Here is a 23,539-nt window from a genome sequence, read left to right on the forward strand (position 1 = left end):
TGCATGACGGCGAAGGCCGAGGCGCCCGCGACCAGCCTGCGGTCGTCGTCGGGATCGATGAGCAGCACGTCACCGACGGTCGCGGCGCCGAGCGCGCCGATCAGGACCGCCTTCTCGGCGGGCGGCGGGTCGGCCAGGGCCAGGTCGGCCGCGAGCAGCGGCATCAGCAGCGGTTTGGCCGCCCACTGCAGCCGGTCCCGCCCGGTGACGGCACCGAAGACGGTGACCGCCGCCGCCGCGAGATAACCGGCCCGGAGCGGGCGGACGCTCAGAAGCTCGCCTCTTTCGGCGCGGGCGGCAGCACCGCGACCTGGCCGGCGTAGCTCAGGCCCGCGCCGAAGCCGAGCAGCAGCGCGAGCTGGCCGCCCTTGGCCTTGCCGGTCGCCAGCATCTCCTCCATGGCCAGCGGGATCGAGGCGGCCGACGTGTTGCCGGTGTTCTCGATGTCGTTGGCCATCGGGATCTCGTCGGCGAGGCCGAGGTTCTTCTTCATCAGCTCGTTGATGCGGGCGTTGGCCTGGTGCGGGATGAACACCTCGATGTTCTCCTTGGCCACGCCGGACACCTCGAGCGCGCTGGCCAGCGCGCGCGGCAGGGTGACCGCGGCCCAGCGGAAGACCTTGGGACCCTCCATGTGCAGCGACATCCGCCCGACGGGCTCCACCGCCGGGTCGGTGCCCTGCAGGCGCTGCGCCTTCTCCATGTAGGTCAGGAAGTCGACGTCCTGGGCGATGGCTTCGGCGTTCTCGCCATCGCTGCCCCACACGGTCGGCGAGATGCCGTTCTCCTCCGACGGGCCGACCACGACCGCGCCCGCGCCGTCACCGAAGATCATCGCGGTGCCGCGGTCGGTCGGGTCGAGGCCGACGGTCATCGTCTCGGCGCCGATCACCAGCACGTACTCGGCCGAGCCCGCGCGGATCAGGTCGGCGGCCACACCGAGGCCGTAGCCGAAACCACCGCAGCCGGAGGTCAGGTCGAAGGCGGCGACGCCGTTGAGGCCCAGGTCCGAGGCCACCGACGGCGCGCCGTGCGGGGTCAGCTTGAGCCAGCTCGACGTGCACAGGATGACCGCGCCGATCTTCTCGCGCTCGACCGACGGGGTGTTCTTGAGCGCGCGTTCACCCGCGGCGGCGGCGATGGACCGGATGGTCTCGTCGCCGCTGATCCAGCGACGGTTGTGGATACCGGTGCGCTCGTGGATCCATTCGGGCGTCGAGTCGAGGATCTCGCACACCTCGGCATTGCTGACGATGCGCTTCGGGCGATACGCACCGATCCCGAGCATCGCCACGTTCTGGCGACTCTTGTTTACTGCAATGCTCACCACAGGTGACTCACACGTCCTTCAACTCTATCCCGCATGACAACGCCGTCACGGCGGGTCAACGCTGACCAGGCTAACTCAGGGCAAGGTCGCCCAGACCGAGGATGGAACGATATTCCAGCCCCTCGGCCGCGATGACCTGGTCCGCGCCTGTTTCCCTGTCCACCACCGTAGCAACGCCGACCACGATCGCACCCGCGTCGCGCAGCGCCCGGACGGCGGTGAGCGGAGAATTTCCGGTCGTCGTGGTGTCCTCGACGACGAGAACGCGCTTGCCGACCACGTCGGGGCCCTCGATCTGCCGCTGCATGCCGTGCGCCTTGGCCGCCTTGCGCACCACGAAGGCGTCGATCGGGCGGCCCGGCGCGTGCATCACGGCGAGGGCGACCGGGTCGGCGCCCATGGTGAGCCCGCCGACGGCGTCGAAGTCCCAGTCGGCGACCAGTTCGCGCAGCAGCGAACCGATCAGCGGACCGGCCTGATGGTGCAGGGTGGCCCGGCGCAGGTCGACGTAGTAGTCGGCCTCCTTGCCGGAGGAGAGTGTCACCTTGCCGTGGACGACCGCGAGCTCGCGCACCAGCGCGGCGAGCCGGTCGCGGTCCGCCACGGTGAGCGCCTGACGCGCCTGGTCGATCATGTCTGTAGTTACGTCCTTCCGCGTGCGTTGAACAGTCCGCGATTCATGCGGGCCACCAGTGTGCGCGGGACGAATCCCGCGACCGCGGTGAGCACCTTGTACTGCACGCCGGGCACGCTGATCACCCGACCGGAGTCCAGATCGCTCAGGCAGCCGTCGACCACCTGGTCGACGTCGAGCCACATCCGTTTCGGCAGCGAGGACATCTCGATACCGGCCCGCTCGTGGAACTCGGTGTGCACGAATCCGGGGCACAGCGCCTGGATGCGGACACCGGTCCCGGCCAATCCACCCGCCAGCCCCTCGGAGAAGGATACGACGTAGGCCTTGGAGGCCGAATAGGTCGACCCCCTCCCGGAGATCAGCCCGGCCACGCTGGCCACGTTGACGATGGATCCGGTGGCCGCGGCGATCATCGCGGGCAGGGCCGCGCGGGTCAGCTGCACCACCGAGGTGACGTTGACGTCGATCTGCGCTTCCAGCTGCGCCGGGTCGAGGGTCCAGAACTCCCCGCTGTGCGCGAAGCCGGCGTTGTTGACCAGGAAGTCGAGGCCCGCGGCGGCCCGCTGGGCGACCCGCTCGCGGTCGGCCGCCACGGCCAGGTCGGCGGGCAGGATCTCCGATTCGGTGCCGAAGCGGGTGCGCAGCGACTCGGCCAGCTCGGCCAGCCGTTTCTCGTCGCGGGCGACCAGCACCAGGTCGTAGCCGAGGCTCGCCAGGCGGGTGGCGAAGCCCGCGCCGATACCGGAGGTGGGTCCGGTGATCATCGCGACGGGACGGGTGGCGCCGGGCAGGCGCACGGGGTTCTCGGACATCGTGGATCGACCTGCTCGGTGAGTGAGAGGGAACGTCCCGGCGCGGAGGTGCGCCGGGACGTGGGGGTCAGCGGGGAGCCGGGCCCTGGTAGGGCCGGAAGCCCGGATGGAACGGGCCGCCCGCGCGGCCCGACTCGGCCTGGCCGGCGGGCTCGGCGCCGCGGGCGCGCGGCTCGGGGACGACGGCCAGCGACGGGCGGCGACCCGGCCGCGACGGCGGGTCGCCCGCGACGTCGGGGTCGTCGAGGTCGTCGGGGTCGTCGTCGTAGTCGGTGTAGTCGCCGCCACGGACGTCGCGTTCGCCGGAACCGACATCGCGGAAGTGCGGCTCGTCGTCGTCGAATTCCGGGTGCCCGTACTCGGATTCGGCCTCGGCGTCGGGGCCGCGGAAGCGGGATTCGTCGGCGAGCTCGGGCCGGAAGCGCGGCTCGTCGTCGAACTCGGCGTCGGCGTAGGCCGATACGCCGCGCGGGGCGTCGTCGAAGTCGTCGGCGGGGTCCTCGCCGGTTCGGCGGTCGGCCTGCGGGCGGACCTCGTCGCCGAGCGGGTCGGCCACCGGCGGCAGCACGTGCAGCAGCCCGGACAGGCGAAGCACGGCGTCGATGGTGGTCTCCCAGTCCTTGGGCGCGCTGCCGCACGGCAGCTGGCCCAGGGTCCAGTTGCCCTCGCTCCACAGCATCTGCACCGAGTCGGGCAGGGTCTCGATGAACCCGACCATGCGCTGGTCGACGGCGTGCCGGGCGATCTCGGGGTCGGTGGCGAACACCACGCGATCGCCGATGGCGCCGAGCAGTTCGAGGTCGTGGTCCTTGGGCGGGGACGCCGTCTTCAGACGCATGTCGACATCGATCTCGGAGCCGATCTGGCGGCGCACGGCAACCAGGGTCGCGGCGTCCTCGAGGTCGAAGAGCACGAACTTCTCGCCCTTGCGGATACCGGAGACCACATCGACCGCGGACAGGTAACCCAGCTTGGCGAGCGCGCCGCGCCGCCACGTGGAGGCGAGCGCCGGCTCGACCGACACGTAGGTGTAGCCCTGGGCTTTCGCCCACACCTGGCGGGCATGCCCGGTGCGCTGACGCTGGACCCGATCGAAATACAACAGCACGATCGCACCAACGAGTGCGATCGCCGCAAGCCCGAACCACATAGCAGTCATCGTTGCCCTAGCCTATCGAGCCTTCGCGGTGAATGTCCGCTCATCGGGGACCTCCGGGCAGCGCCGTGCTGATGATGATCTTGGCATGGATCGACCCGTCGGGGTTCTTGTCGCCCTGCACCATAACCATGTCACCGACCGGGAGTTCGGCCGCCGTGGTGCTGCTCAGCGAAATCACCTGCGTCGCAGCGTCGATCTGCACGGTCAGCGATTTGCCGTTGAGCGTGTCGAGCATGATCGTGGCGCCGTTGTTGGAGGAGATGGTGCCCATGGTGGCGCCGGTGTCGGCGGTGCCGGGCAGCCCGGGGAAACCGGGGATGCCGCTGCTGTCGGTGGGCGAACCCGTCGGCGGCGTGTTCTTGGACGTGGACGGCAGGCGCGGCGCCTGCGTGGTCGTCACGCCCGCGGCCGTGGTGTCGTCGTCGGAGCCGCCACCGGCGAACACGAGGCCGGCCAGCACCCCGACCACCGCGACGAGCGCGACCACGCCCAGCCCGAGCGCGACCCACAGCCCGGTATTGCGCCGCGGCGGCTCCGGCGGCGGACCGCCCGGTGGCGCGGCGCCCGGCGGACCGGGGTACTGCGGCGCACCGTAGTGCGGCTGCCCCTGGTATCCGGGCTGGTGGCCCGGCTGACCGAGGGGCTGGTCGCCCGGGTAGCCGCCGCTCTCGTAACCGCCCCACTGCGCGTCGTGGGGCGGCAGCGCCCGGGTCGGGTTCGACGGCTGACCCCACTGGTCGAAGGAGTCACCGCCGTAGGGCTTGGTCTGCTCGTCGTCCGGCGAACCCAGCCGTTCGGTCGGCGAATCTCCCGGGCGTTGTCCCCACGGATCATTCGGGCTCGACATGACTCCAGAGTAGGCGAGAGCGGTGCGTGAGGGGGGCTCACGCACCGCTCGGCGCTACATTCTGTGCCGGATCACCGCCCGACGACGAGCTTGTCGCCGTCCTCGGCGACCGTCACCTTCACCGTGTCGCCGTCGCCGACCTCGCCCGCGAGCAGCTCCTTGGCCAGGCTGTCGCCGATGGCCTGCTGGATCAGCCTGCGCAGCGGACGCGCGCCGTAGGCGGGGTCGTAGCCGCGCACGGCCAGCCAGAACTTGGCACCGTCGCTGACCTCGAGGGTCAGGCGCCGCTGGGCGAGCCGCTTCTGCAGCGAGGCCAGCTGGATGTCGACGATCGACTCGAGCTGTTCCTCGTCGAGCGGGTGGAACATGACGACGTCGTCGAGCCGGTTGAGGAACTCCGGCTTGAACGCCCGCCGCACGGCGTCCATGACCTGCTCGCGCTCGCCACCGGCACCCAGATTCGAGGTCAGGATGAGGATGGTGTTGCGGAAGTCGACCGTGCGGCCCTGGCTGTCGGTGAGCCTGCCCTCGTCGAGCACCTGCAGCAGGATGTCGAACACGTCCGGGTGCGCCTTCTCGATCTCGTCGAAGAGCACCACCGTGTACGGCCGCCTGCGCACCGCCTCGGTCAGCTGACCGCCCTGGTCATAGCCGACGTAGCCCGGAGGGGCACCGACCAGGCGGGCCACCGCGTGCTTCTCGGAGTACTCGCTCATGTCGATGCGGACCATGGCGCGCTCGTCGTCGAACAGGAAGTCCGCCAGCGCCTTCGCCAGCTCGGTCTTGCCGACGCCCGTCGGGCCGACGAACATGAACGAGCCGGTCGGCCGGTTCGGGTCCGCCACGCCCGCCCGCGCACGCCGCACCGCGTCCGACACCGCCTGCACGGCCTCGGCCTGCCCGACGACCCGGTGCCCCAGTTCGCCCTCCATGCGGAGGAGCTTCTGGGTCTCGCCCTCCATCATCTTGCCCACCGGGATACCGGTCCAGGCGGAGACGACCTCGGCGATATCGTCCGGTCCCACTTCCTCTTTCAGCATCACGTCGCCGTCGGCGGCCGCGCCGGAGGCCTGTTCGGCCGCGGCGAGGTCCTTCTCCAGCGCCGGGATGCGGCCGTAGCGCAGCTCGGCGGCCTTGCCGAGATCGCCGTCGCGCTCGGCCCGTTCGGACTCCCCGCGCAGCGTCTCGAGCTGCTCCTTGAGCACGCGCACCGAGTCGATGGCGTTCTTCTCGTTCTGCCAGCGGGTGGTCAGCTGGTTGAGCTTCTCGCGGTCGTCGGCGAGCTCGGAGCGCAGCTTCTCCAGGCGCTGCTTCGAGGCCGCGTCGGTCTCCTTCTCCAAGGCGACCTCCTCGATCTCGAGCCTGCGCACCGCGCGCTCGACCTCGTCGATCTCGACCGGCCGCGAGTCGATCTCCATGCGCAGCCGCGAGGCGGACTCGTCGACCAGGTCGATCGCCTTGTCCGGCAGGAAGCGCGAGGTGATGTAGCGGTCCGACAGGGTCGCCGCGGCCACCAGCGCGGAGTCGGTGATGCGCACGCCGTGGTGCACCTCGTAGCGCTCCTTGATGCCGCGCAGGATGCCGATGGTGTCCTCCACCGACGGCTCCCCGACCAGCACCTGCTGGAAGCGCCGCTCCAGCGCCGCGTCCTTCTCGATGTGCTGGCGGTACTCCTCCAGCGTGGTCGCGCCGACCAGGCGCAGCTCACCGCGGGCGAGCAGCGGCTTGATCATGTTGCCCGCGTCCATCGCCGACTCGCCCGTCGCGCCCGCGCCGACGATGGTGTGCAGCTCGTCGATGAAGGTGATGATCTGGCCAGCGCTGTTCTTGATGTCCTCGAGCACGGCCTTGAGCCGCTCCTCGAACTCGCCGCGGTACTTCGCGCCCGCCACCATCGCGCCCAGGTCGAGCGAGACGACCTGCTTGCCGCGCAGCGACTCCGGCACGTCACCGGCGATGATGCGCTGCGCCAGGCCCTCCACGATGGCGGTCTTGCCGACGCCGGGCTCGCCGATGAGCACCGGGTTGTTCTTGGTGCGGCGGCTCAGCACCTGCACGACGCGGCGGATCTCGGTGTCGCGGCCGATCACCGGGTCGAGCTTGCCCGCGCGCGCCGCGGCGGTCAGATCGGTGGAGTACTTCTCCAGCGCCTGGTAGCTGCCCTCCGGGTCCGGGCTGGTCACGCGCGCGCTGCCGCGCACGGCGGTGAACGCCTCGCGCAGCGACTCCGGCGTCGCCCCGTACTTCTTCAGCAGCATGGTCACATCGGAGTCGCCGTCGGCGAGCCCGACCACCACGTGCTCGGTCGAGACGTACTCGTCGCCGAGTTCGGTGGCCAGCCGCTGCGCGGCCGTGATCGCCGCGAGGGCCTCCCGGCCCAGCTGCGGGGTGGTCGTCGCGCCGGTCGCGCGCGGCAACCGGTCGACGATCTCGGCGGCCTCGCGTCCCACCTCCGCCGGATCGACGCCGATGGCCTTGAGCAGCGGTGCGGCGATGCCATCGGTCTGATCCAGCAGGGCCACCAGCAAGTGCGCCGGACGAATCTCCGGGTTCCCCGCGGCCGAGGCGGCCTGCAGGGCAGCGGTCAGCGCCGCCTGGGTCTTAGTGGTGGGGTTGAACGAGTCCACTCCATCTCCTGTGTTCGTGGAGCGCTGGCGCGCTCGAGTCGCGGCCCCTCTTGTCCCGCCGAACAGCGGGGCGATACTCGCGGCTGCGCCGCTTTGTCTCGCCCCGCTGTTCGGCGGGACGGCCGCGACGCTCGCTTAGCTCGCTGGGCCTCCTCGAGGTCGGCCCGGTCGTGGCTGGGTTTGGGGGTTTGGTGTTGTCGTTTCGTTCAACGTTTACAGGGTTGAGTCTGTTCCGCTCAAGTTTGGATTTTTTCCCGGTTTTTCGGCCACAGTGTCGCTCGGCGCGAAAGCGCTGGTCACCGGGACTCACGGTACGCCGCGACACTGCGGGTGACCGGCTGTCGCGGCGTGTCCGGGGGTCGCCGCCCTACGATGGCCGCAGGTATCGCCGACCCGCGCGCGATGGCGCGCGCCGTCACCGACAGGAGACGATCCATGCGTGCAATCGTGGTCCAGAAGTTCGGCGGAAATCCCGAGCTGGCCGATGTGCCGGTCCCGAAGCCCGGGGACGGGGAGGTGCAGGTCGCGCTCGACGCGGCGGGGGTCAACCCCTGGGACCTGAAGATGGCGGAGGGAGTGCTGGCGAACTCGATGCCCACCGACTTCCCGATGATCCTCGGCGTCGACGGCGCGGGGTCGGTGTCCGCGGTCGGCGCGGGCGTGACGAAGTTCGCCGTCGGCGATCGGGTGGTGGGAAAGTTCCTCACCCCGCCCGCGGGCCACGGCAGCTGGGCGGAATACGCCACCCTCCCCCAGGACGCGACGCTGGTCCCCATCCCCGCCGACGTCACCACGGTCAACGCCGCCGCCCTCCCCATCGCGGGCCTCACCGCGCAGGACCTCGTCGACGCGGCGGGCCTGCGACGCGACCAGAAGGTGCTCGTCGTCGGCGCCACCGGCGGCGTCGGTTCCTTCCTCGTCCAGCTCGCCGCGCTCGCGGGCGCCTACGTCATCGCCACCGCCAAACCCGATGCCGCCGATCAGATCTCGCGGCTCGGCGCGAGCGAGACCATCGACTACGGCGCCACCGGCATCGCCGACGCCGTCCAGTTCACCCATCCCGACGGCATCGACGCCCTCTTCGACCTGGTCAGTGGTCCGGAGGATTTCGCCCTGCACGCCCGACTCGTGAAATCCGGCGGCCGCGCCTACTCGACCATCGGCTCCGCCGACGAGGCAGCGCTCACGGCCCACGACCTCACGGGCGGCAACTTCCAATCCACGGGCCGTGCCCCGGAACTGACCCGCCTGCTCGACCACGTCGCCGCGGGTGACGTCGTCGTCCCGGTGCAGTCGATCGTCCCCCTGGAGGCCGCCCCGGCGATCCTCGGCACCGGCGACGCCCGGGGGAAGACCGTCCTGGCGGTCTGAACCCGCGCCTACTGCTGGGCGATATGGGTTTTCGCGTCCTCGTAGGAGCCGGTGGGCGCGGCGTCGTCGCGGGTGTAGACCAGGTGCAGCACCCCGGTCCCGAAGGTCTCCGACGACAACAGCCGCAGCGGGATCGTCCCGCCGTCCTCGAACAGACGCATCCCCTTCCCGACGACGATCGGGTGCACCAGCAGATGCAATTCGTCCAGCAGCCCGGCGGCCAGCAATTGCCGCACCACCGACACCGACCCGCTGACGGCGATATCGCCGCCCGGCTCGTTCTTCAGCGCCGCCGCGACCTCGAGCAGGTCGCCGTCGAGCAGTTCTGAATTGCGCCAGGTGAATTCGAGATCCTGGCGCGAGACGACGATCTTGCGCACGTCACCGAGCTGCTTCGCGAACGCCGCGTCCTCGCCGCCTTCGGCCTCACGGCCCGGCCAGGCGCCCGCGAAACTCTCGTAGGTGACGCGCCCGATCAGCAGGGTGTCCGCGCCCATGAGCTGCGCGCCGACCGCGGCGCCCATGGCGTCGTCGAAATAGGGGAAGTGCCAGTCCTGGGGGTCCTCCACCACGCCGTCGAGTGCGACGAACAGGCCGGCCGTGATTTTCCGCATCGGATATCTCCTCGATCGTTGGAGCGGGTCGCTTGATAGGACGGGGCGCCGCCGCCGGGTTCATCGGTCGCCGCCGTTCCGATCTCTGATAGCCGGCCTCGGACAAAGAGACATAGCGCACAATCGGGATCCGCGGTCGGTATCGGCGCGTCCAATACCTCGACAGCACTGTGCCGATGGTGGGGAAATGGAATGCGCGAGGAGATGCCCGAGGCGACGCGGGCCGGAAACGACGCCTTGCGCGCGGAGATCGAGTCGATGCTCGCGTCCTACGAACGCGACAGCGCCGAGCTCGTGGCCGCGCAGCAGCGCGCGGTGGAGCCGGTGACGGTGTGGTCGGACGACAATCTCGTGCGCGTGACCGCGAACGTCACCGGAGTGATCGACGTCCACCTCGAACCCGAGGCATTCAAACGATCCACGCCTGCCACGCTCGGCGCCACCGTCACCGCGACGATCCAGGAAGCCGCCCGCCGGGCCACCAGCCTCCGCGCCGAGGCGCTGGACCGCTTCACCGGTTCGATGCCCGACCTGCCCGACCTCGTCCCCGGCGCCCCCTCGGCGAAGGACCTCCTCGCGCGGCTCGCCCCGCCCGCGCCGGAGACCGTCACCCCGCCCCCGCTCGACGCGCCCGACGACGACGAGGACGCCTACTTCCGCAACCGGGACTACCTGCGATGAGCGGGATCAAAGCCGACCCGGCGGCGCTGCGTTCGACCAAGACGTCCTTCGATGCCGTCGCCACCTCGATTTCGGCCGCCGCGGACAAGCTCGCCGCCGCGCTGGCCGCCGAGGGCGAGTGCTGGGGCAACGACGAGACCGGTCAGGCGTTCGCCAAGAACTACACACCCGGCGTCGAGCAGGGCAAGACCTCGGTGGCGAACCTGGCCAAGTCCATGACCCAGCTCGGCACGAACATGGTGACCGTCGCCGACAAGCTCGTCGAGCAGGACACCGCCCGTGCCGCGCAGCTGAAGCAGTCGACGGGCACCTGACCGCGTGGGTATCGAGATCCCCGACTCCCTGCAGTGGGTCGCGAAATACATTCTCGGCGCCGGTGACTGGCCCGAAGGCGACGAAACCGCCATGCGGCGGCTCGCCGACGCCTGGACGTCGATGGCCGACACGCTCAACACCGTCGACGACGAGGCCGCGAGCGCACTCAACGCCGCGCTGACCGCGCTGTCCGAGGGCGACACCCACGACGCCATCGCCGCCTACCGCGACAAGCTCCTCGCCGGCGACGAGGCCGCGTTCACCGCCATCGCCAACTACTGCCGGAAACAGGCCGAACTGCTCGACGACGGCGCCAACGACATCGAGCAGACCAAGCTCGTCATCATCGGCACCATGATCGTGGCCGCCGCCGAACTGGTGGCCGCGGGCCTGACCGCCTGGACCGGCATCGGCGCCGCCGCCGGCGTGGCGGCCCGCGTCGCCGCGCAGGTCGCGGTGCGCATAGCGATGAAACAGTTGCTGACTCGCATGATCGCGCGGGGCATCGCCAAGGCGATGGCGCGCGCGGCGCTGCGCGGCGCCGCGTTCGAGGCGCTGGAGGAGGGCGGCATCGACGCCGCGGCCCGCGCCATCCAGGTCGCCAAGGGCGACCGGTCCATGGACAAGTTCGGCTGGTCCGACCTCGCCCTGGCGACCTTCGGCGGGATGGTGGGTGGCGCCGTCGGCGGCGGCCTCGGCGGCTCCAAGCTCGGCGGTCTCGGCGACGACGTCTCGAGCGGACTGGGCAAGCTCGCCGCCAAATCGGCGGTCGGCGCCGGAACCGAACTCGCCGCCGACCTCTCGGCCCAGGTCGCCGCCGCGGGCGCGGGCGCGGCCTTCCTCGACCAGGAGTTCAAGCTCGACGTCGGCCTCGACACCTTCACCTCGGCCGGCGCGGGCGGCATCCAGAGCGGACTCGAATCCAGCCTGCACAGCTCCGGCGAGGCACCGACCGTCCCCGACCTCGGCGACACCAACCTCCCAGGAACCGGCTCGCCGACCAGCCCCGCGGGCACCGGATCCCCCGGCGGCACCGGCACTCCCGCAGGAGCAGGCTCCCCCGACACCGGCGCCCCCACCTCCCCCGCGGGCACCGGCACCCCCGGCGGCACGGGAACCCCCGAAGGCACCGGCACACCCGGCACCGGCGACCCCAGCGCGACGGCACCCGCGTCCACCGGCGCACCCGACGCGGGCACCGGCGCCCCGAACTCGCCCGGCGACACGGGCACCCCCGGCGGAAGCCCCAGTGGCACAGGCAGTCCCGCGGGCGACGGAACGCCCGCCAACGGCGTCGCCGGCGACGCGGGCGGAAACCCCAGTGGCACAGCCAGTCCGGCAGGCGACGGAACGCCCGCCAACGGCGGCCCCGCCGGAACCGGCACCCCCAGCGCACCGGACAACGGCGCGGGCTCCACCAACCCGGCAGGGACCGGCACACCGTCCGCCCCGGGCGACACGGCCCTGGGCACCCCACAGTCGCCCGGTACACCGGGCGATACCTCGCCGAGCGCCCCGTCCGCACCAGGCGACACCTCGCCCGCCTCCCCCTCCGCTCCGGGCGACACCACTCCGAGCACGCCCCCACCCCGGGCGACACATCCCCCAACTCCCCCTCCACCCCGGGTGAGACCACCCCCGGCACCCCGTCCACCCCCGGCGATACCACCGCGAACTCCCCGTCACCGAGCACCCCGTCCACACCGGGCGACACCCCCTCCACCCCCGGCGCGACATCACCGGGCACCCCCTCCACTCCCGGCGACACCACCCCGAACTCCCCGCCGCCGAGCGCACCGTCCACCACGGGCGACATCCCCTCCACTCCCGGCGGCACGAACCCGACCGCCCCGAGCGCCCCCAACCCGGGCACGCCGACCACCCCCGGAGACACCTCCCCCACCGGCACTCCCACCACCACGACGCCGAGCACCCCGCAGGCAGCCGGCGCGAATCCCAACAGCGCGCCCAACCCCACCGGCGCACAGACCACCCCCACCCCGTCGTCGCTGGACCTCCCTCCGGCCGATGCCACCACGCCGGCCCAACCGGGAATCTCCACCGAACCGTCGACCGCCCAGCCGAACTCGACGACGACACCGAGCCAACCGGCAACCACAACGCCGTCCCAGCCGGGTATCACGACGCCGTCCCCCTCCACGACGACGCCGAGCCAACCCGGCCTCACCACCCCGGGCAACCCCGGCACCACACCGGCCACCGACACCCCGGCATCGACCCCGTCGACCACGACGCCGACCACCACAACCCCCACCCCGGCCGCCACGCACCAGAGCCCGACCACACCCAGCCAGCCCGGCCTCACCACCCCCACACAGCCCGGCCTCACCCCGACCACCGGACACCTCCCGTCGACCCCGAACCCGTCGACCACCACCCAGCCCGATCCCGCCGCCAACCTCCAGCACCAGGCCACCGACACCACGACGGCCGCCGCCACCACCCCCGGCTCGACCCTGAGCCCGGGTCAAACGACAGCCACCCCCAGCACCACCCCTCCGGTTCAATCCACACCCACCAACAACCCCGTCGGCCCGGTCGGAACGCCGCTCACCACCCCGCCCAACCAGGCAGCTCCGAGTTCTCCCCAACGCTCCACACCCCCGCGCACGATCACCCCCTCCGATCGATCCGCCGGGACAACGCCTCCCACCGACGCGTCGCCGACGAACACGGACTCGCCCGGCCCGCCGCCCACGGAAGCGAACGATCGCGCCACGACCCTTCCGTCCACCGGGGCGACATCGCGCACCGACACCCGGCCGGTCGCCGATTCGGCCACCACACCCGCCCCGAACGCGACGCCCCCGGCGGTCGAGAGCGAATCCCCCGCAGCCCGATCAGCGAACTCCGCACAGCCATCCACAGAATTCGACTCCCCGGCCGTCGAGAACGCCGCGCGTGCGCGTCGGAGCCGCGAAGCGCTGCGCGCCACGACCCCCGCGGACAACCGCGCTCTCCGCGTCACCCCCTTCCCGGGCAAGCCCTACCTGAGCGCGTCCTACCCGCACGCGCCCGGCGGTCCCGCCCAGGTCGTCCGCATCACGACGGCGGTCACCGGCACGGACCCCGCCGCCGTCGACACGCTGTCGGATCGCCTGCAACTCGCGACCGACCTGTCGTTCAACCAGGGGCACCGTTTCCCGATCGGCTCCGAGGTCGTCATCGACACCGTGCCGTCGACGGATCCGACGACGGCCGACCTCGTCATCGATGCCGACACCGATCCCTCCCTCGACGACCTGGCGAACTCGATCCGCGATCACCTCGGCCTTCCCACCCGGGACACCGATCCCGCCCTCACCCCAGCCGATATCGAATCCATCGGCGGACACATCGACCAGGCCGCCCTCCGCCAGCAGCACCAACCGTCCTGGGCCGACCAGCACCCGGCCGTCGATACCGAGCCGGCGCACAGCACGCCCGCCTCTCCCGACAGTGCGCCGCCCGCCCGGCCGAGCACCCCCGGAAACGTCGAGGCCACCGCCCCGACCACGAATTCACCGACCACCCCGGGAACCAGCCCTACCCCTCCACCCGGCAGCCACCCCCTGCCACAGCACCAGGGGCCGCTCCCGTCCCAGAACCACAACGTCCCGGTCGTGAATGCGGCGCTGGCCAACCAGAATTGGCAAGACCGCATGCGGTTCCGCAACCGCGCGCCCCAGGCGCGAAACCAGTTCCGGAACCCCAGCACCGGCCGGTGGGTCGACTGGGAGAACCACGACAACAAGGTCGACCAGCCGGTATCGGTCGTCCGCCTGCGCGTCTTCATCGGGGGGAACCTGCCACCGCACGTCCGCGCGCAGATCGAGTCCGAGCTGGCGAGGATCGCCGACACGTCCCTCAACGCCAACCCCAACGCCCGGCTGATCTCCGGCGACCCCCTCCTCATCGACATCCTGCCCGTCACCGATCCCGCTCAGTCGCACCTGATCATCGACCCGAACCAGATCACCAACTCCCACCAGCTCGAATCCGCGATCCGCCACCACCTCGGCATCTCCCCGCAGCACGGCGTGGGCATCACCGACGCCGACGCGCGGGAACTGAGCAACAACATCGCGCACGCGAACACACCGGCGAACATCAGCGATCCGGGTGACCAGCGGGTCTACGGGCCGAACCGGCTCAGCAACGTCGAGCATCCTTCGTATCAGCACTACGTCGAAGATCTGCTTCGAGTGGGCAACTCGTTCGCCATCGGTGCCGATCCGCGGACCAACCCTTACGGATCCGCCGTCAACGATGGTGGCCCGACCGTGAATGGCCGAGGCAACAACTGTCTCGACTGCTCCCTGTCGGCTCTCTCATCCTTCTTCGGCGTGCCCGCTGTATCGGCGCCACGCACTCTGGATCAGCTGCCCGATGGCACCATCGATCGGCGTAGCGGCGAAATCGGTGGCACGCAGAGGGCCGAGGCCTGGCTCGGCGAGGGGCTCCGAGACATTCCGGGGCTGTCGGTCAGCGATCAGTTCGCCGCACTTCACGCGCAGATCGCCGCGATGGGACCGGGCTCGGCCGCGCTGGTCGTGAATACCTGGCATGCGCGCGACAGTGCCGGAAACCCGCTCTACAACCAGGACGGCACTCCGTTCAGCAATTCTTCTCACGCGACAGTCATCGTGTATCCGCTGGGAGCGTCAGGCCCAGTGTGGTGGGATCCACAGCAGGGCACCACCTCCGATACGCCTCCGCCTTCGATGGTGAGCCGAACGGCGGCGCTCTTCTTCACACCTATCAATCCACCGGGAGGAACGTCCCATGCCACAACCGGTCCGCACGCTGGAACAGGCACGTCACCTGCTGGCGACAGTGTTCGATCCGAACCGGGAATTCCTGGTGATCGAGAGCCGGCACGGCTGGGTGGCACAACCCCGGTTGACAATGGAAGAGCAGCAGCAGGGGATGGGGCTCGGCCAGGGGAGCTTCGTGATCAACAAGGAAACCGGGGTGATCACCTCACACAGCAGCAGCTTGCCGATGGATCTGACCGGGCAGGAGTTCGACCAGGCGATCGAGAACCGAACGCCGGTTCAGGGGTATCAGGTCTACCCACCACAACGCCGAATCGACCTGAGGAAAGTGGCCGAGGATCAGAACACAATCCACTACCAACTGCTGATCACGGACCTGACGCGTCCGGACACACCCCCGACACCGGAACAGCTGACGATCACCAAGCACCAGTACGGATATCACCCGACCTCGACGATGCACGCCATCGCGACCTCCTGGGCTTGGAGGGTGAACGAAACGACGGGAGCGTGGCCGAACGAGGGCACGACCCAGGTGTAGGCCGCACCGAACCACATCCGCCCGCCGAGTCGAATCGGACCCCCGAAACTGCGGACACGGACACCCCTGCCCCTGAAACGACCCCAGACCCCGCCGTCACCGCGACCAACGACCTCGACGCCATCCACGATCGACACGCAGAACAAACCCCCGCCGGCGTCTCCCATCACCGCGGCGACCCCACCATGGGCGACCTTCCCCACCGAGTCCCCGCCGACCCCAACCGCTTCACCGCCGACACCCACATCACCCCCGACGGATTCGCCCGCATCGGCGACCACACCCTCACCCCCGAGGAATACGGCGACCTCCTTCACCGGTCAGGATGGGACGGAGTCTCGCCTATCCGACTGATCGGCTGTGACGCGTCAACCAACGGATTTGCCGACCGATTGGCGCGACACCTTGGTGTCGAGGTACTGGCTCCCACTCAGCAAGCTTGGACCGACGACAACGGCAACGTCTTCAGCTCTGGCGCGGTGACCGATATCGATGGGAGCCGGACTCCGCGAGTGCCGCCGGATGGACAGTGGCAGACCCATCGTCCCGACGGCGGAGTTTCCTCGCACCCCTCGGCTCACCCTCCAAGCGCCCGGCTCGACGATCTGGACATTGGTTCCGCAGTAAGCCGCGCTAGGCCGGGTGATCGTACGACGCCCAGTCACAACGACATAGATTGGCGAGAACCGTCGTTCAATCAGACAGTGCGTCGTACGCTCCGGGAAGGCGAGCCTTTTTATAGCACTCACCGGAACCCAGCCGATAACCCGCCACTCGAACCCCTGACGAGGTACGAGGTCTCGGATTCAGCGGGGCGCCGCACAACTGTCTACACTGATGGATCGAATCCCCCAAGCATCACCCATATTGATGCCCACGTAGATAACATGCGGACGGGATTCGATGGAAATACCCGAGCCAATCCTGATGCGAGCTACCCTCTGCCGAACGTCGATTACAGAGTGCACACTACAGACCCCGACCCATTCACCTTTCGCACAGATGATTCATGTCGCCCCGTATTCGACTTGGACAATTTCGGATCGCCGCACGGCAGCGATTACGAACCCGGAGGCGAACGCCACCGCGAAGTGCGTCAATGGAATCCAGAAACTCAGCCATTCAGCGACCTGACGGACCTGGATCCTGACACAAGGTATGACGTCTACAACGAAAGAGGAGAATGGCATGGAACCTTCCATACCGGACCGACATTAGATCCGGAAACCGGTCGATCAACGTTCTCCCATATCGACACGTGGACCGGCGGAAACCCCGAACTCGGCAACCCCGAGACTATGCGCAGGAATGACACACGCGCCCAGGGCGACGGACCGGCCGACGGGCTACCCCTCACCAATACACGGTATCGTGTCGACGACAGGGCATTCCATACCGACGATGTAGGAAACGGAGCCGTATCGTTCAGACCGGACTACAGCCCTGGCAGCCATCCACCTCGATCCAACACCGTCCAGAACCGCGTGAAGCAGAGCGGCGAAGTGGACTACCCCGGCGAGACTTACCGTGGAGGACACACTCAGGATCACAGCGCAGGGTCGGTGAACGAAGCAATCGGACTGGTTGCGCAATTATGGCGAGAAAACAACATCCTGCGGCCTTCTACCGACCCCTCGAGTAGGCGCGAGCACAGCTGGGCACAGGCAGAGATGGACCGTAGACTCTCCCGGCGATCCGGTATACTGCTCGAGCGAGTACGGGTTTTCCCAACAGCCTCCTCCGTCGGAGTAACGCCCGATTACATTTACTGGAATGTGCAACAATACAACCCGGTGACACGGGAAACCATCCTCCATTTCAGGAGCCACCGAAATTACTAAGGAGTCCCGTGAGCATTCCGCACCCGCTCGAACGTGCCACACATCTGCCACGTTCGGAAGAGGACCGATTTCATCTGAGCGCCCAGCTGATAAATTGGGTTGCGGGGCGGATACTCGACGCTGCCGAGCCGGGGTGGGCCCGCATCGAGGTCAAGGTTCTCGGCTCCGGCCTGGACTACGACGTGAAGTACGCGATACTCAACGCCGACGGCTCGACGGGAGTCGGCGAGTTCCCAGCGGTAGCCATGCGCGCAATCGACGATCTTCGCCATCTTCGTTATGAAGAGGAGCTCGGTACCTGGTTCTCCTTGCGCATGCACCTCGAGCCACCGGATTATCTCGACGCGAAGTATAATGTCGATGTGGACCCGCTGTGGGATCCTCCGATCGACGCCAGCGCCTACCAGGAAGATCTCAGGTACTTCCCGAGAACAGAAGCCAACATCCCTCGCTGGCTCCAACAGAAGCTGCACCCGAATAGACTGTTGCCCCGGATACTTCCTCAGCCCGACCAACTGGCCTGGTACAAAGATCTCGTAGTATCCCAGGTTTACGTCTCACTGCCGGTCGGGTGGACGTATGCACAGCTCCATTTTCGCGAGCTGGGCAATCAGCGAGAACTGAACGGTTTGGTCCAGGACATTTCGGGCAAATTGACTCCATGGACACCACCGGTCGCGGTTGCAGACCGATTCAGTGAGCTGCGCTCCGCGTCGCGAACCCCATCGGAATCGTGGTTCTCCGCACGTTTCGAACTCAAATTTGGGGATAGCTCTGCGAGGATCATTACTCGTGGAAATTCCGAGCCTGCATGGTCAACGCCACCGAGCGAGAACGACTTCACTGAAGAAATCGAGCAATTCCGTTTGAACGATGTTCCGATCCCCGACTGGCTGACCCGACGGTAGCACCCACCTACCCGGCTCGGTTCGGATAACCGGCCCCTCCCCTGCGCACGTGGCAAGCAAAATGACCGTCTCATCGACACCGCAACGCGCCTCGACTCAGCCGGTTCGGGTCCCCGGAGTGCACCGGGGGCTGCACTCAGACCACGCGAGCCCAGCGAATCGCCGGGCGGCATCGGACCCACTCGCATTCGACTGATAGGCAACTCCCGTTGTCCCTTGATTTCTACGAAGACCGCGCAAACGAACTATCCAGCGACGTATGCGCGCTCATGGCCCGAGTCGTGCACCCGACCAATTGGTTCAGAATCGAACTCGTCTATCTCGCCGCTGGCGACGCAAGCGAGATCAGTCTCTATGGTTCATGGAAGCACGAGGTAAGAGAAATCGAGACAACACGTCCTGAGATCGAAATCCCTCTCCAGGAACTGCGTCGCATAATGTACTCACCCGGCGCAGGAACCTGGTTCCTGGCGAGATTCTATCTCGAGCCGGATATGACGAGTACCGTCGTGTACGACTTCGACTACGATCCGAAATTCAAGAAGAACCTCGACTCGTCCGTTTGGCGGCAGGAGCTCGAACGTTTTCCGCGGGATCCCGAATACCTGCCGAGATGGCTGAAGGAGGCCGCCGCATGAGTACCGACCGAATAATCCTGGAACACGCGATCCGAGATGTCCCGCCCTTCGAAGTCCAGGCTCGAATCCTCGAGCTCATCGCCACGCGATTGCTCGTCGTTGCCCCGTACGGATGGCAGCGACTCGAGTTGCGATACACGAAGATCGGAGAGAACGACTTCGAGGGTTGCGATGTGTGGGTACATTTGGTATCGGGTTCACTCCCCATCCCATGGAAGGCGACCGACGAAGTCGCGGATCTTTTCGATGACCTCAAGCACTATATGGCACACCCGCAACGAGGAACATGGCTGGAGGTCGAGTACACACAGCACTTCCCGAACCAGCATTCGATCAGATACCTTCGGGGCGCGGAGGAGCTCGAAGGGGTCGCCGCAGAGGATATCGTGCGCGAGCTGGAGATCTATCCTCGCTCGGATGAATTTGTGCCGGAATGGATGACAAAACTACGTGACAGCTGTCATCAGTGATCCGAGATCCGAGAAGTGGATGCCCATGTACCAGGTCGATGGCGACGTGCGCGATTCCTCGAGACGTTGAGTGAGGCGCTGCGGCGCGACACTGTGCGACCTGCGATCCGATGGAGGAACATTGCCCGACGGGGTGCGAACCCGAGAAGAGGCCGAGCTGGTGCTGGCCCGGGCCCTCGGCCCGGACCAGGTGTTCAGCATCCTGGAGAGCAGACACGGCTGGATCTGCCGGAAGATGCTGTCACCTCAGGAACAGAACCAGTGGGGATTGGGCCAGGGGGCCTACGTGATCAGCAAGGCGACGGGGGTGATCACGGAACATTCGAGCGCGGCACTCCCGGTGATCGCGGAGGAATTCGATCGGACGACGGAAGCGGGCCTGCCACCCCAGGGCTGTCAGATTCACCCCAGAGTCCCGCCGGAACCGACCTACCCCAAGACGCGCCGGATCGAGCTGACCAGGATGTTCGAGGACCAGAGCAGGATCGGATACCGGGTCGCCCTGACGTTCCTCCAGTATCCGAACGAGCCGCCGATCTCCCAGCACATCGAGATCACCAAGAACCCGGTCCAGGTGACCCCCTCGGATCGGGTCGCGACCACGGTGACAGCCTGGGCACACCAGCGGAGCCGGGCGACCGGGATCTGGCCACAGACCGGGGTGATCGAGACCTGACCGACCCATCGCCAGTCACACCCGACAGAATCATAGGGGTCACGCATCCAGCTTCCGAACCACCCTGGACCGGGGGCTGGTCAACCTGTTCGCCCAGGAGCGGGGATTCAACCAACGGGAGTTCAAGATGCTGGAGGCAGCCATCGCCGACTGGGCGCGATCAGGCATCGGCAGGGAAGCTCAGATACGCTTCGAGACCGATCCACCCGGATCGACAACCCCGGAAATCGTGTCCGGCGAGGTACGACTGATCGATGGCAACGGAAATGTCTACCGCCACCTACCAGTCTACTTCAGCAATCGTGGCGGAAATTCCTTCGAACGAAGAACCTATGGCATCGAACTCGGCGGCTTCAATGCCTACACAGGCGATCACACCTAGGAGATTATCGTGACCGATATCGACGAGGCCGACGTCATTTCGGAGCTGGTGCGGGCAACCGGCGAGGCCGCCGCTGTCGCCTATCCGGATTGGACCTACGGAGTATCGACGAACGTTCAGCCGTCGCATGGAGTCGGCACATGGGGCGTCGCCGCCTACCGAGGCGACGAAGGAACCGATGTCGACCTATGGGACCATCGCGAAATCAGCCGACGGGTACGAATTCTGACCGACAAATTGTTTGTCGCACAGGGCTCGGAGTGGGCAGGCATGAGGTGCACCGTTGCCCGTTCGGGACGCTTTCGAATCGAGTACTCCTACGATATCGATGAAGCAATCAAATGGGCAAACCAGGCCTTCAGCGGGCTGACTTCCGAGCAGGTTGTCGAGAATCTTCGACCGCAGGGTTTCTGATCGGCAGAGGAATCATGTCAGCCGATACCGTCACAACAGCGCAGCTGATATGGAATAGTTTGACCGAAAGCGGTTCCGAACCTGCGATACGGCGACAGAACGGAAATCCTGACCAATATGAAGTGCTGACCGGCGTCGATGCACCGGCCGAGGTTGCGGCGTTGTGGTCGGTGTTGGGCGGTCGCGATATCCTCGGAATGAATCTCGAGGGCGCCCGATCCGCGGGTCGGCTGTGTGCCGCTCGCGCGGACGAGGCCGAGTCGAGCCGTCCTGGAACCCCGTACCCGGTGCTGGACGGTTCGGCCGACGGCGCGGTGCGGATGGTGTGGTGGGATCGTGGATGGTGTCCGTTGACGGCCACGGCCGACAGTGCGATCGCGGTCGATACGCATCCCGGTGTGACAGGTCGGGTGGGCCAGGTCATCTACTGCGATTTCGAGGTGTACTCGGATCGCGAAGCCGTGTGGGATTGCGTCGCGGACTTCCTGGGCGACCTTCTCGTGGTCGTTTCCTCCGAAAGCCTGGCGGTAGAGGACGGATTCGCGCGCATTCCCAACCCGGAGGGGTGGGACATGAGCGTCATGGTGGCGGTGTTGGAGGTGGGGCGGGCGCGGCGGGACGGGCGCCCGGTTCCGCTGCTGTCCACTGCGTGACGAGATTCGGGGTCGCGGACCGACAGGCGATCATCTGCGGGCCGACCATCGCGACTCCGGAGGGCCTAGGGTCGGGGAATGTCTGAAGTCACGCTGACGAATTTGTTGGACGATGCGGCGCTGTTGTCGTTGGAGCATCAGCTGCATCTGTCCGAGGTCGCCGGGGAGCGGCCGTGGAGCGTCGATCTCCAGGGGGCGGGACGGTTTTCGTTCACGGGGGACCAGCCGATCGTCGCGGAGCGGCTGCATCTGCTCGGGTCGGCGGCGCCGGGGCCGCGGTCGTGGTTGTGGGCCTGGGCCAATCCGAGCGGGTATTCGGAGGAGGTGACGGGGCTGGCCCGGGCGGTGCGGGAGTTCGGGGTGCAGCACGGGATCGCGGAGTTGAGCGAACCGGAGGTGCCGTTCGACGCGCTACCGGGGGCGCCGGAGGACCCGGCGCAGGTGGTGAGCATCTTCATGGACGCGGCGAAAGCTGTTTCTGGACTGTGGACTTCCTACAACGGGCCGGTCGGCGGCGGGACGCGCGCCGCGTTCGTGATCGAGCATCCGTCGTTCCGGCTGCCCGCGCCCGACGGGCCGAAGGTCGCGACGCTGCTCCAGCAGGGCATCCAGGGGCTGGCGTTGTCCGATCATCGGCGGGCCCTGCACAGTTACGCGACCAAGCGCGGGCTGGGGGCGCAGTGGGACGCGGAGTGGACGCGGCTGACCATCACGGGACCGCGGCTCGAAGCGACGGTCCTGTTCGACGAGTACGCCAGAGTGCAGCGGATCGACGCGCGGATGGGCTGAGCGTCGGCCGATGCGGGGGCGGGGTTGCCGGGCGGGCGGGTCGGCGGTTAGCCTGGCCGCAATCCGATAGGCGCTCTCCAGGAAACACAGTCGCAGAGTGGGAGCCCCGCCTCAACGGGCGAGGAGTGGGCGGCGCGCTGAAGCACACCCATTTCCTGGAGGATTTCCATGCACATCGGTCTCGGACTGCCCATCGCCGATCCCCGCTCGCTGCCCGACTGGGCGCGGCGGGCCGACGCCGCCGGGTTCTCGACGCTCGGCCTGCTCGACCGCCTCGTCTACGACAATCCCGAACCGCTGGTCACGCTGGCCGCGCTGGCCGCAGTCACCGAACGCATCCGGTTGCAGACCGAGGTGCTCATCGCGCCCCTGCGCGACCCCGCCCTGCTCGCCAAACAGGCCGCGACACTGGACCTGATGTCGGGCGGGCGGTTCGCGCTCGGCCTCGGCGTCGGCGGCCGGGCCGACGACCACGAGGCGAGCGGCACCGAACTCCGCACGCGCGGGCGACGCCTGGACGAGCAGGTAGCCGTCATGCGGCGGCTCTGGTCCGGCGAGCCGGTCAGCGCGACGTGCGGGCCGATCGGTCCCACTCCCCTGACCGCGGGCGGTCCCGAGCTGCTCTTCGGCGGCTTCCAGCCGGCCGCCATCGATCGCGTCGGCCGTTGGGGCGGCGGCTTTCTCGCGGCGGCCGCGCCGTCCTGGGCGGGCGGCCTGTTCGACCTCGCGCGGCGGTCGTGGCGCGACCACGGCCGTCCGGGCGCCCCGCGCATCGTCGCCCAGCTCAACGCGGTCCTCGGGCCGCCCGCCCTGGTCGAGCAGGCCCGTTCCGCCATCCTCGACTACTACGCGTTCAGCGGCCGCGCCGACTACATGGCGGCCGGCCTGCTCACCACCGTGGACGAGATTCGCTCCGGGATGGACCAATTCGGGGAGCTCGGCGCCGACGAGGTCGTGCTGTACTGCTACGGGACCGACGCCGACCAGGTCGACCGGTTCGCCGACGCCCTGCTCTGAGCTCGCCGGAAGGCCCCGTGTCGCGGCGCGAGCGGGGCC

The 23,539-nt window shown here is 68.2% G+C and carries 23 protein-coding genes; 14 read left to right on the forward strand and 9 right to left on the reverse strand.

Annotation, left to right across the window (positions count from 1 at the left end):
• From ON36_RS36690 to clpB, 7 genes are all read right to left on the reverse strand, one after another.
• Positions 1 to 272 (reverse strand): lysoplasmalogenase family protein (locus tag ON36_RS36690; RefSeq protein WP_043659176.1); only part of this gene is annotated, 272 nt, incomplete at its 3' end.
• Positions 269 to 1,330, reverse strand: coding sequence for a beta-ketoacyl-ACP synthase 3 (locus ON36_RS26660; protein WP_043659087.1), 1,062 nt, complete (start codon positions 1,328 to 1,330; stop codon positions 269 to 271). The genes ON36_RS26660 and ON36_RS36690, both read right to left, overlap by 4 nt.
• A 70-nt stretch (positions 1,331 to 1,400) precedes the next feature.
• Positions 1,401 to 1,934: an orotate phosphoribosyltransferase gene (pyrE, locus tag ON36_RS26665; protein WP_043659178.1), complete on the reverse strand. Its 534-nt coding sequence runs from the start codon at positions 1,932 to 1,934 to the stop codon at positions 1,401 to 1,403.
• Between the two features lie 38 nt (positions 1,935 to 1,972).
• Positions 1,973 to 2,779 carry an SDR family NAD(P)-dependent oxidoreductase gene (locus tag ON36_RS26670; RefSeq protein WP_043659088.1) on the reverse strand — a complete coding sequence of 269 codons (807 nt, stop codon included), beginning with the start codon at positions 2,777 to 2,779 and terminating at the stop codon, positions 1,973 to 1,975.
• Between the two features lie 67 nt (positions 2,780 to 2,846).
• A complete protein-coding gene (locus ON36_RS35670; protein ID WP_245558211.1) occupies positions 2,847 to 3,887 on the reverse strand; it encodes a TtfA family protein in 1,041 nt (346 codons plus the stop codon).
• Positions 3,888 to 3,978: 91 nt separating this feature from the next.
• Complete coding sequence (locus ON36_RS26680; RefSeq protein ID WP_043659090.1) at positions 3,979 to 4,785, reverse strand: DUF5666 domain-containing protein; 807 nt, start codon at positions 4,783 to 4,785, stop codon at positions 3,979 to 3,981.
• A gap of 71 nt (positions 4,786 to 4,856) precedes the next feature.
• Positions 4,857 to 7,412 (reverse strand): ATP-dependent chaperone ClpB, encoded by a 2,556-nt coding sequence (clpB, locus tag ON36_RS26685; RefSeq protein WP_043659093.1) that lies wholly within the window; start codon positions 7,410 to 7,412, stop codon positions 4,857 to 4,859.
• 435 nt (positions 7,413 to 7,847) lie between these two features.
• Between clpB and ON36_RS26690 the strand changes: the two genes are divergently transcribed.
• On the forward strand, positions 7,848 to 8,783 hold the full coding sequence (locus tag ON36_RS26690; RefSeq protein WP_052314373.1) for an NADP-dependent oxidoreductase: 936 nt from the start codon (positions 7,848 to 7,850) through the stop codon (positions 8,781 to 8,783).
• An 8-nt stretch (positions 8,784 to 8,791) separates the two neighbouring features.
• On the opposite strand, the gene ON36_RS26695 is transcribed toward ON36_RS26690, so the two are convergent.
• Positions 8,792 to 9,397 carry a dihydrofolate reductase family protein gene (locus ON36_RS26695; protein WP_043659096.1) on the reverse strand — a complete coding sequence of 202 codons (606 nt, stop codon included), beginning with the start codon at positions 9,395 to 9,397 and terminating at the stop codon, positions 8,792 to 8,794.
• Between the two features lie 192 nt (positions 9,398 to 9,589).
• On the opposite strand from ON36_RS26695, the gene ON36_RS26700 reads away from it, so the two are divergent.
• Genes ON36_RS26700 through ON36_RS37080 form a run of 3 tightly spaced genes read left to right on the forward strand, consistent with a single transcriptional unit; the run spans position 9,590 to position 12,874 of the window.
• On the forward strand, positions 9,590 to 10,078 hold the full coding sequence (locus ON36_RS26700; RefSeq protein ID WP_052314374.1) for a YbaB/EbfC family nucleoid-associated protein: 489 nt from the start codon (positions 9,590 to 9,592) through the stop codon (positions 10,076 to 10,078).
• On the forward strand, positions 10,075 to 10,392 hold the full coding sequence (locus tag ON36_RS26705) for a WXG100 family type VII secretion target (RefSeq protein ID WP_043659099.1): 318 nt from the start codon (positions 10,075 to 10,077) through the stop codon (positions 10,390 to 10,392). The genes ON36_RS26700 and ON36_RS26705 overlap by 4 nt, the downstream gene beginning before the upstream one ends.
• 4 nt (positions 10,393 to 10,396) lie before the next feature.
• On the forward strand, positions 10,397 to 12,874 hold the full coding sequence (locus tag ON36_RS37080; RefSeq protein ID WP_444543633.1) for a WXG100-like domain-containing protein: 2,478 nt from the start codon (positions 10,397 to 10,399) through the stop codon (positions 12,872 to 12,874).
• Positions 12,875 to 13,254: 380 nt separating this feature from the next.
• Here the strand turns inward: ON36_RS37080 and ON36_RS35045 are convergent, their stop codons facing one another.
• Positions 13,255 to 13,830, reverse strand: coding sequence for a hypothetical protein (locus ON36_RS35045; protein ID WP_157225013.1), 576 nt, complete (start codon positions 13,828 to 13,830; stop codon positions 13,255 to 13,257).
• A gap of 186 nt (positions 13,831 to 14,016) precedes the next feature.
• On the opposite strand from ON36_RS35045, the gene ON36_RS34305 reads away from it, so the two are divergent.
• The 10 genes from ON36_RS34305 to ON36_RS26765 all read left to right on the forward strand — a co-directional run bounded on the left by ON36_RS34305 (position 14,017) and on the right by ON36_RS26765 (position 23,500).
• On the forward strand, positions 14,017 to 17,553 hold the full coding sequence (locus tag ON36_RS34305) for a toxin glutamine deamidase domain-containing protein (protein ID WP_157225014.1): 3,537 nt from the start codon (positions 14,017 to 14,019) through the stop codon (positions 17,551 to 17,553).
• Positions 17,554 to 17,561: 8 nt separating this feature from the next.
• Positions 17,562 to 18,461 (forward strand): hypothetical protein, encoded by a 900-nt coding sequence (locus ON36_RS35050; RefSeq protein WP_157225015.1) that lies wholly within the window; start codon positions 17,562 to 17,564, stop codon positions 18,459 to 18,461.
• Between the two features lie 209 nt (positions 18,462 to 18,670).
• On the forward strand, positions 18,671 to 19,099 hold the full coding sequence (locus ON36_RS35055; RefSeq protein WP_169334741.1) for a hypothetical protein: 429 nt from the start codon (positions 18,671 to 18,673) through the stop codon (positions 19,097 to 19,099).
• Positions 19,096 to 19,569, forward strand: coding sequence for a hypothetical protein (locus ON36_RS26745; protein ID WP_043659115.1), 474 nt, complete (start codon positions 19,096 to 19,098; stop codon positions 19,567 to 19,569). Before ON36_RS35055 ends, ON36_RS26745 begins: the two co-directional genes overlap by 4 nt.
• 133 nt (positions 19,570 to 19,702) lie before the next feature.
• Entirely contained in the window at positions 19,703 to 20,245 is a 543-nt protein-coding gene (locus ON36_RS26750; protein ID WP_043659117.1) for a hypothetical protein, read from the forward strand.
• A 127-nt stretch (positions 20,246 to 20,372) separates the two neighbouring features.
• The gene (locus ON36_RS35060) at positions 20,373 to 20,627 is read left to right on the forward strand and encodes a hypothetical protein (RefSeq protein WP_157225017.1); all 255 of its coding nucleotides are present in this window, start codon (positions 20,373 to 20,375) and stop codon (positions 20,625 to 20,627) included.
• A gap of 9 nt (positions 20,628 to 20,636) precedes the next feature.
• Positions 20,637 to 21,041, forward strand: a complete 405-nt coding sequence (locus ON36_RS35065; RefSeq protein WP_157225018.1) for a hypothetical protein — start codon at positions 20,637 to 20,639, stop codon at positions 21,039 to 21,041.
• Between the two features lie 14 nt (positions 21,042 to 21,055).
• Positions 21,056 to 21,694, forward strand: a complete 639-nt coding sequence (locus ON36_RS26755) for an SMI1/KNR4 family protein (protein ID WP_157225019.1) — start codon at positions 21,056 to 21,058, stop codon at positions 21,692 to 21,694.
• Between the two features lie 78 nt (positions 21,695 to 21,772).
• Positions 21,773 to 22,483: a DUF6882 domain-containing protein gene (locus ON36_RS26760; protein ID WP_043659123.1), complete on the forward strand. Its 711-nt coding sequence runs from the start codon at positions 21,773 to 21,775 to the stop codon at positions 22,481 to 22,483.
• 168 nt (positions 22,484 to 22,651) lie between these two features.
• The gene (locus tag ON36_RS26765) at positions 22,652 to 23,500 is read left to right on the forward strand and encodes an LLM class flavin-dependent oxidoreductase (protein ID WP_043659126.1); all 849 of its coding nucleotides are present in this window, start codon (positions 22,652 to 22,654) and stop codon (positions 23,498 to 23,500) included.
• The last annotated feature ends 39 nt before the right edge of the window (positions 23,501 to 23,539 follow it).

The sequence above is a fragment of the Nocardia thailandica NBRC 100428 genome (genome assembly GCF_000308795.1).
Taxonomy (GTDB): Bacteria; Actinomycetota; Actinomycetes; order Mycobacteriales; family Mycobacteriaceae; genus Nocardia; species Nocardia thailandica.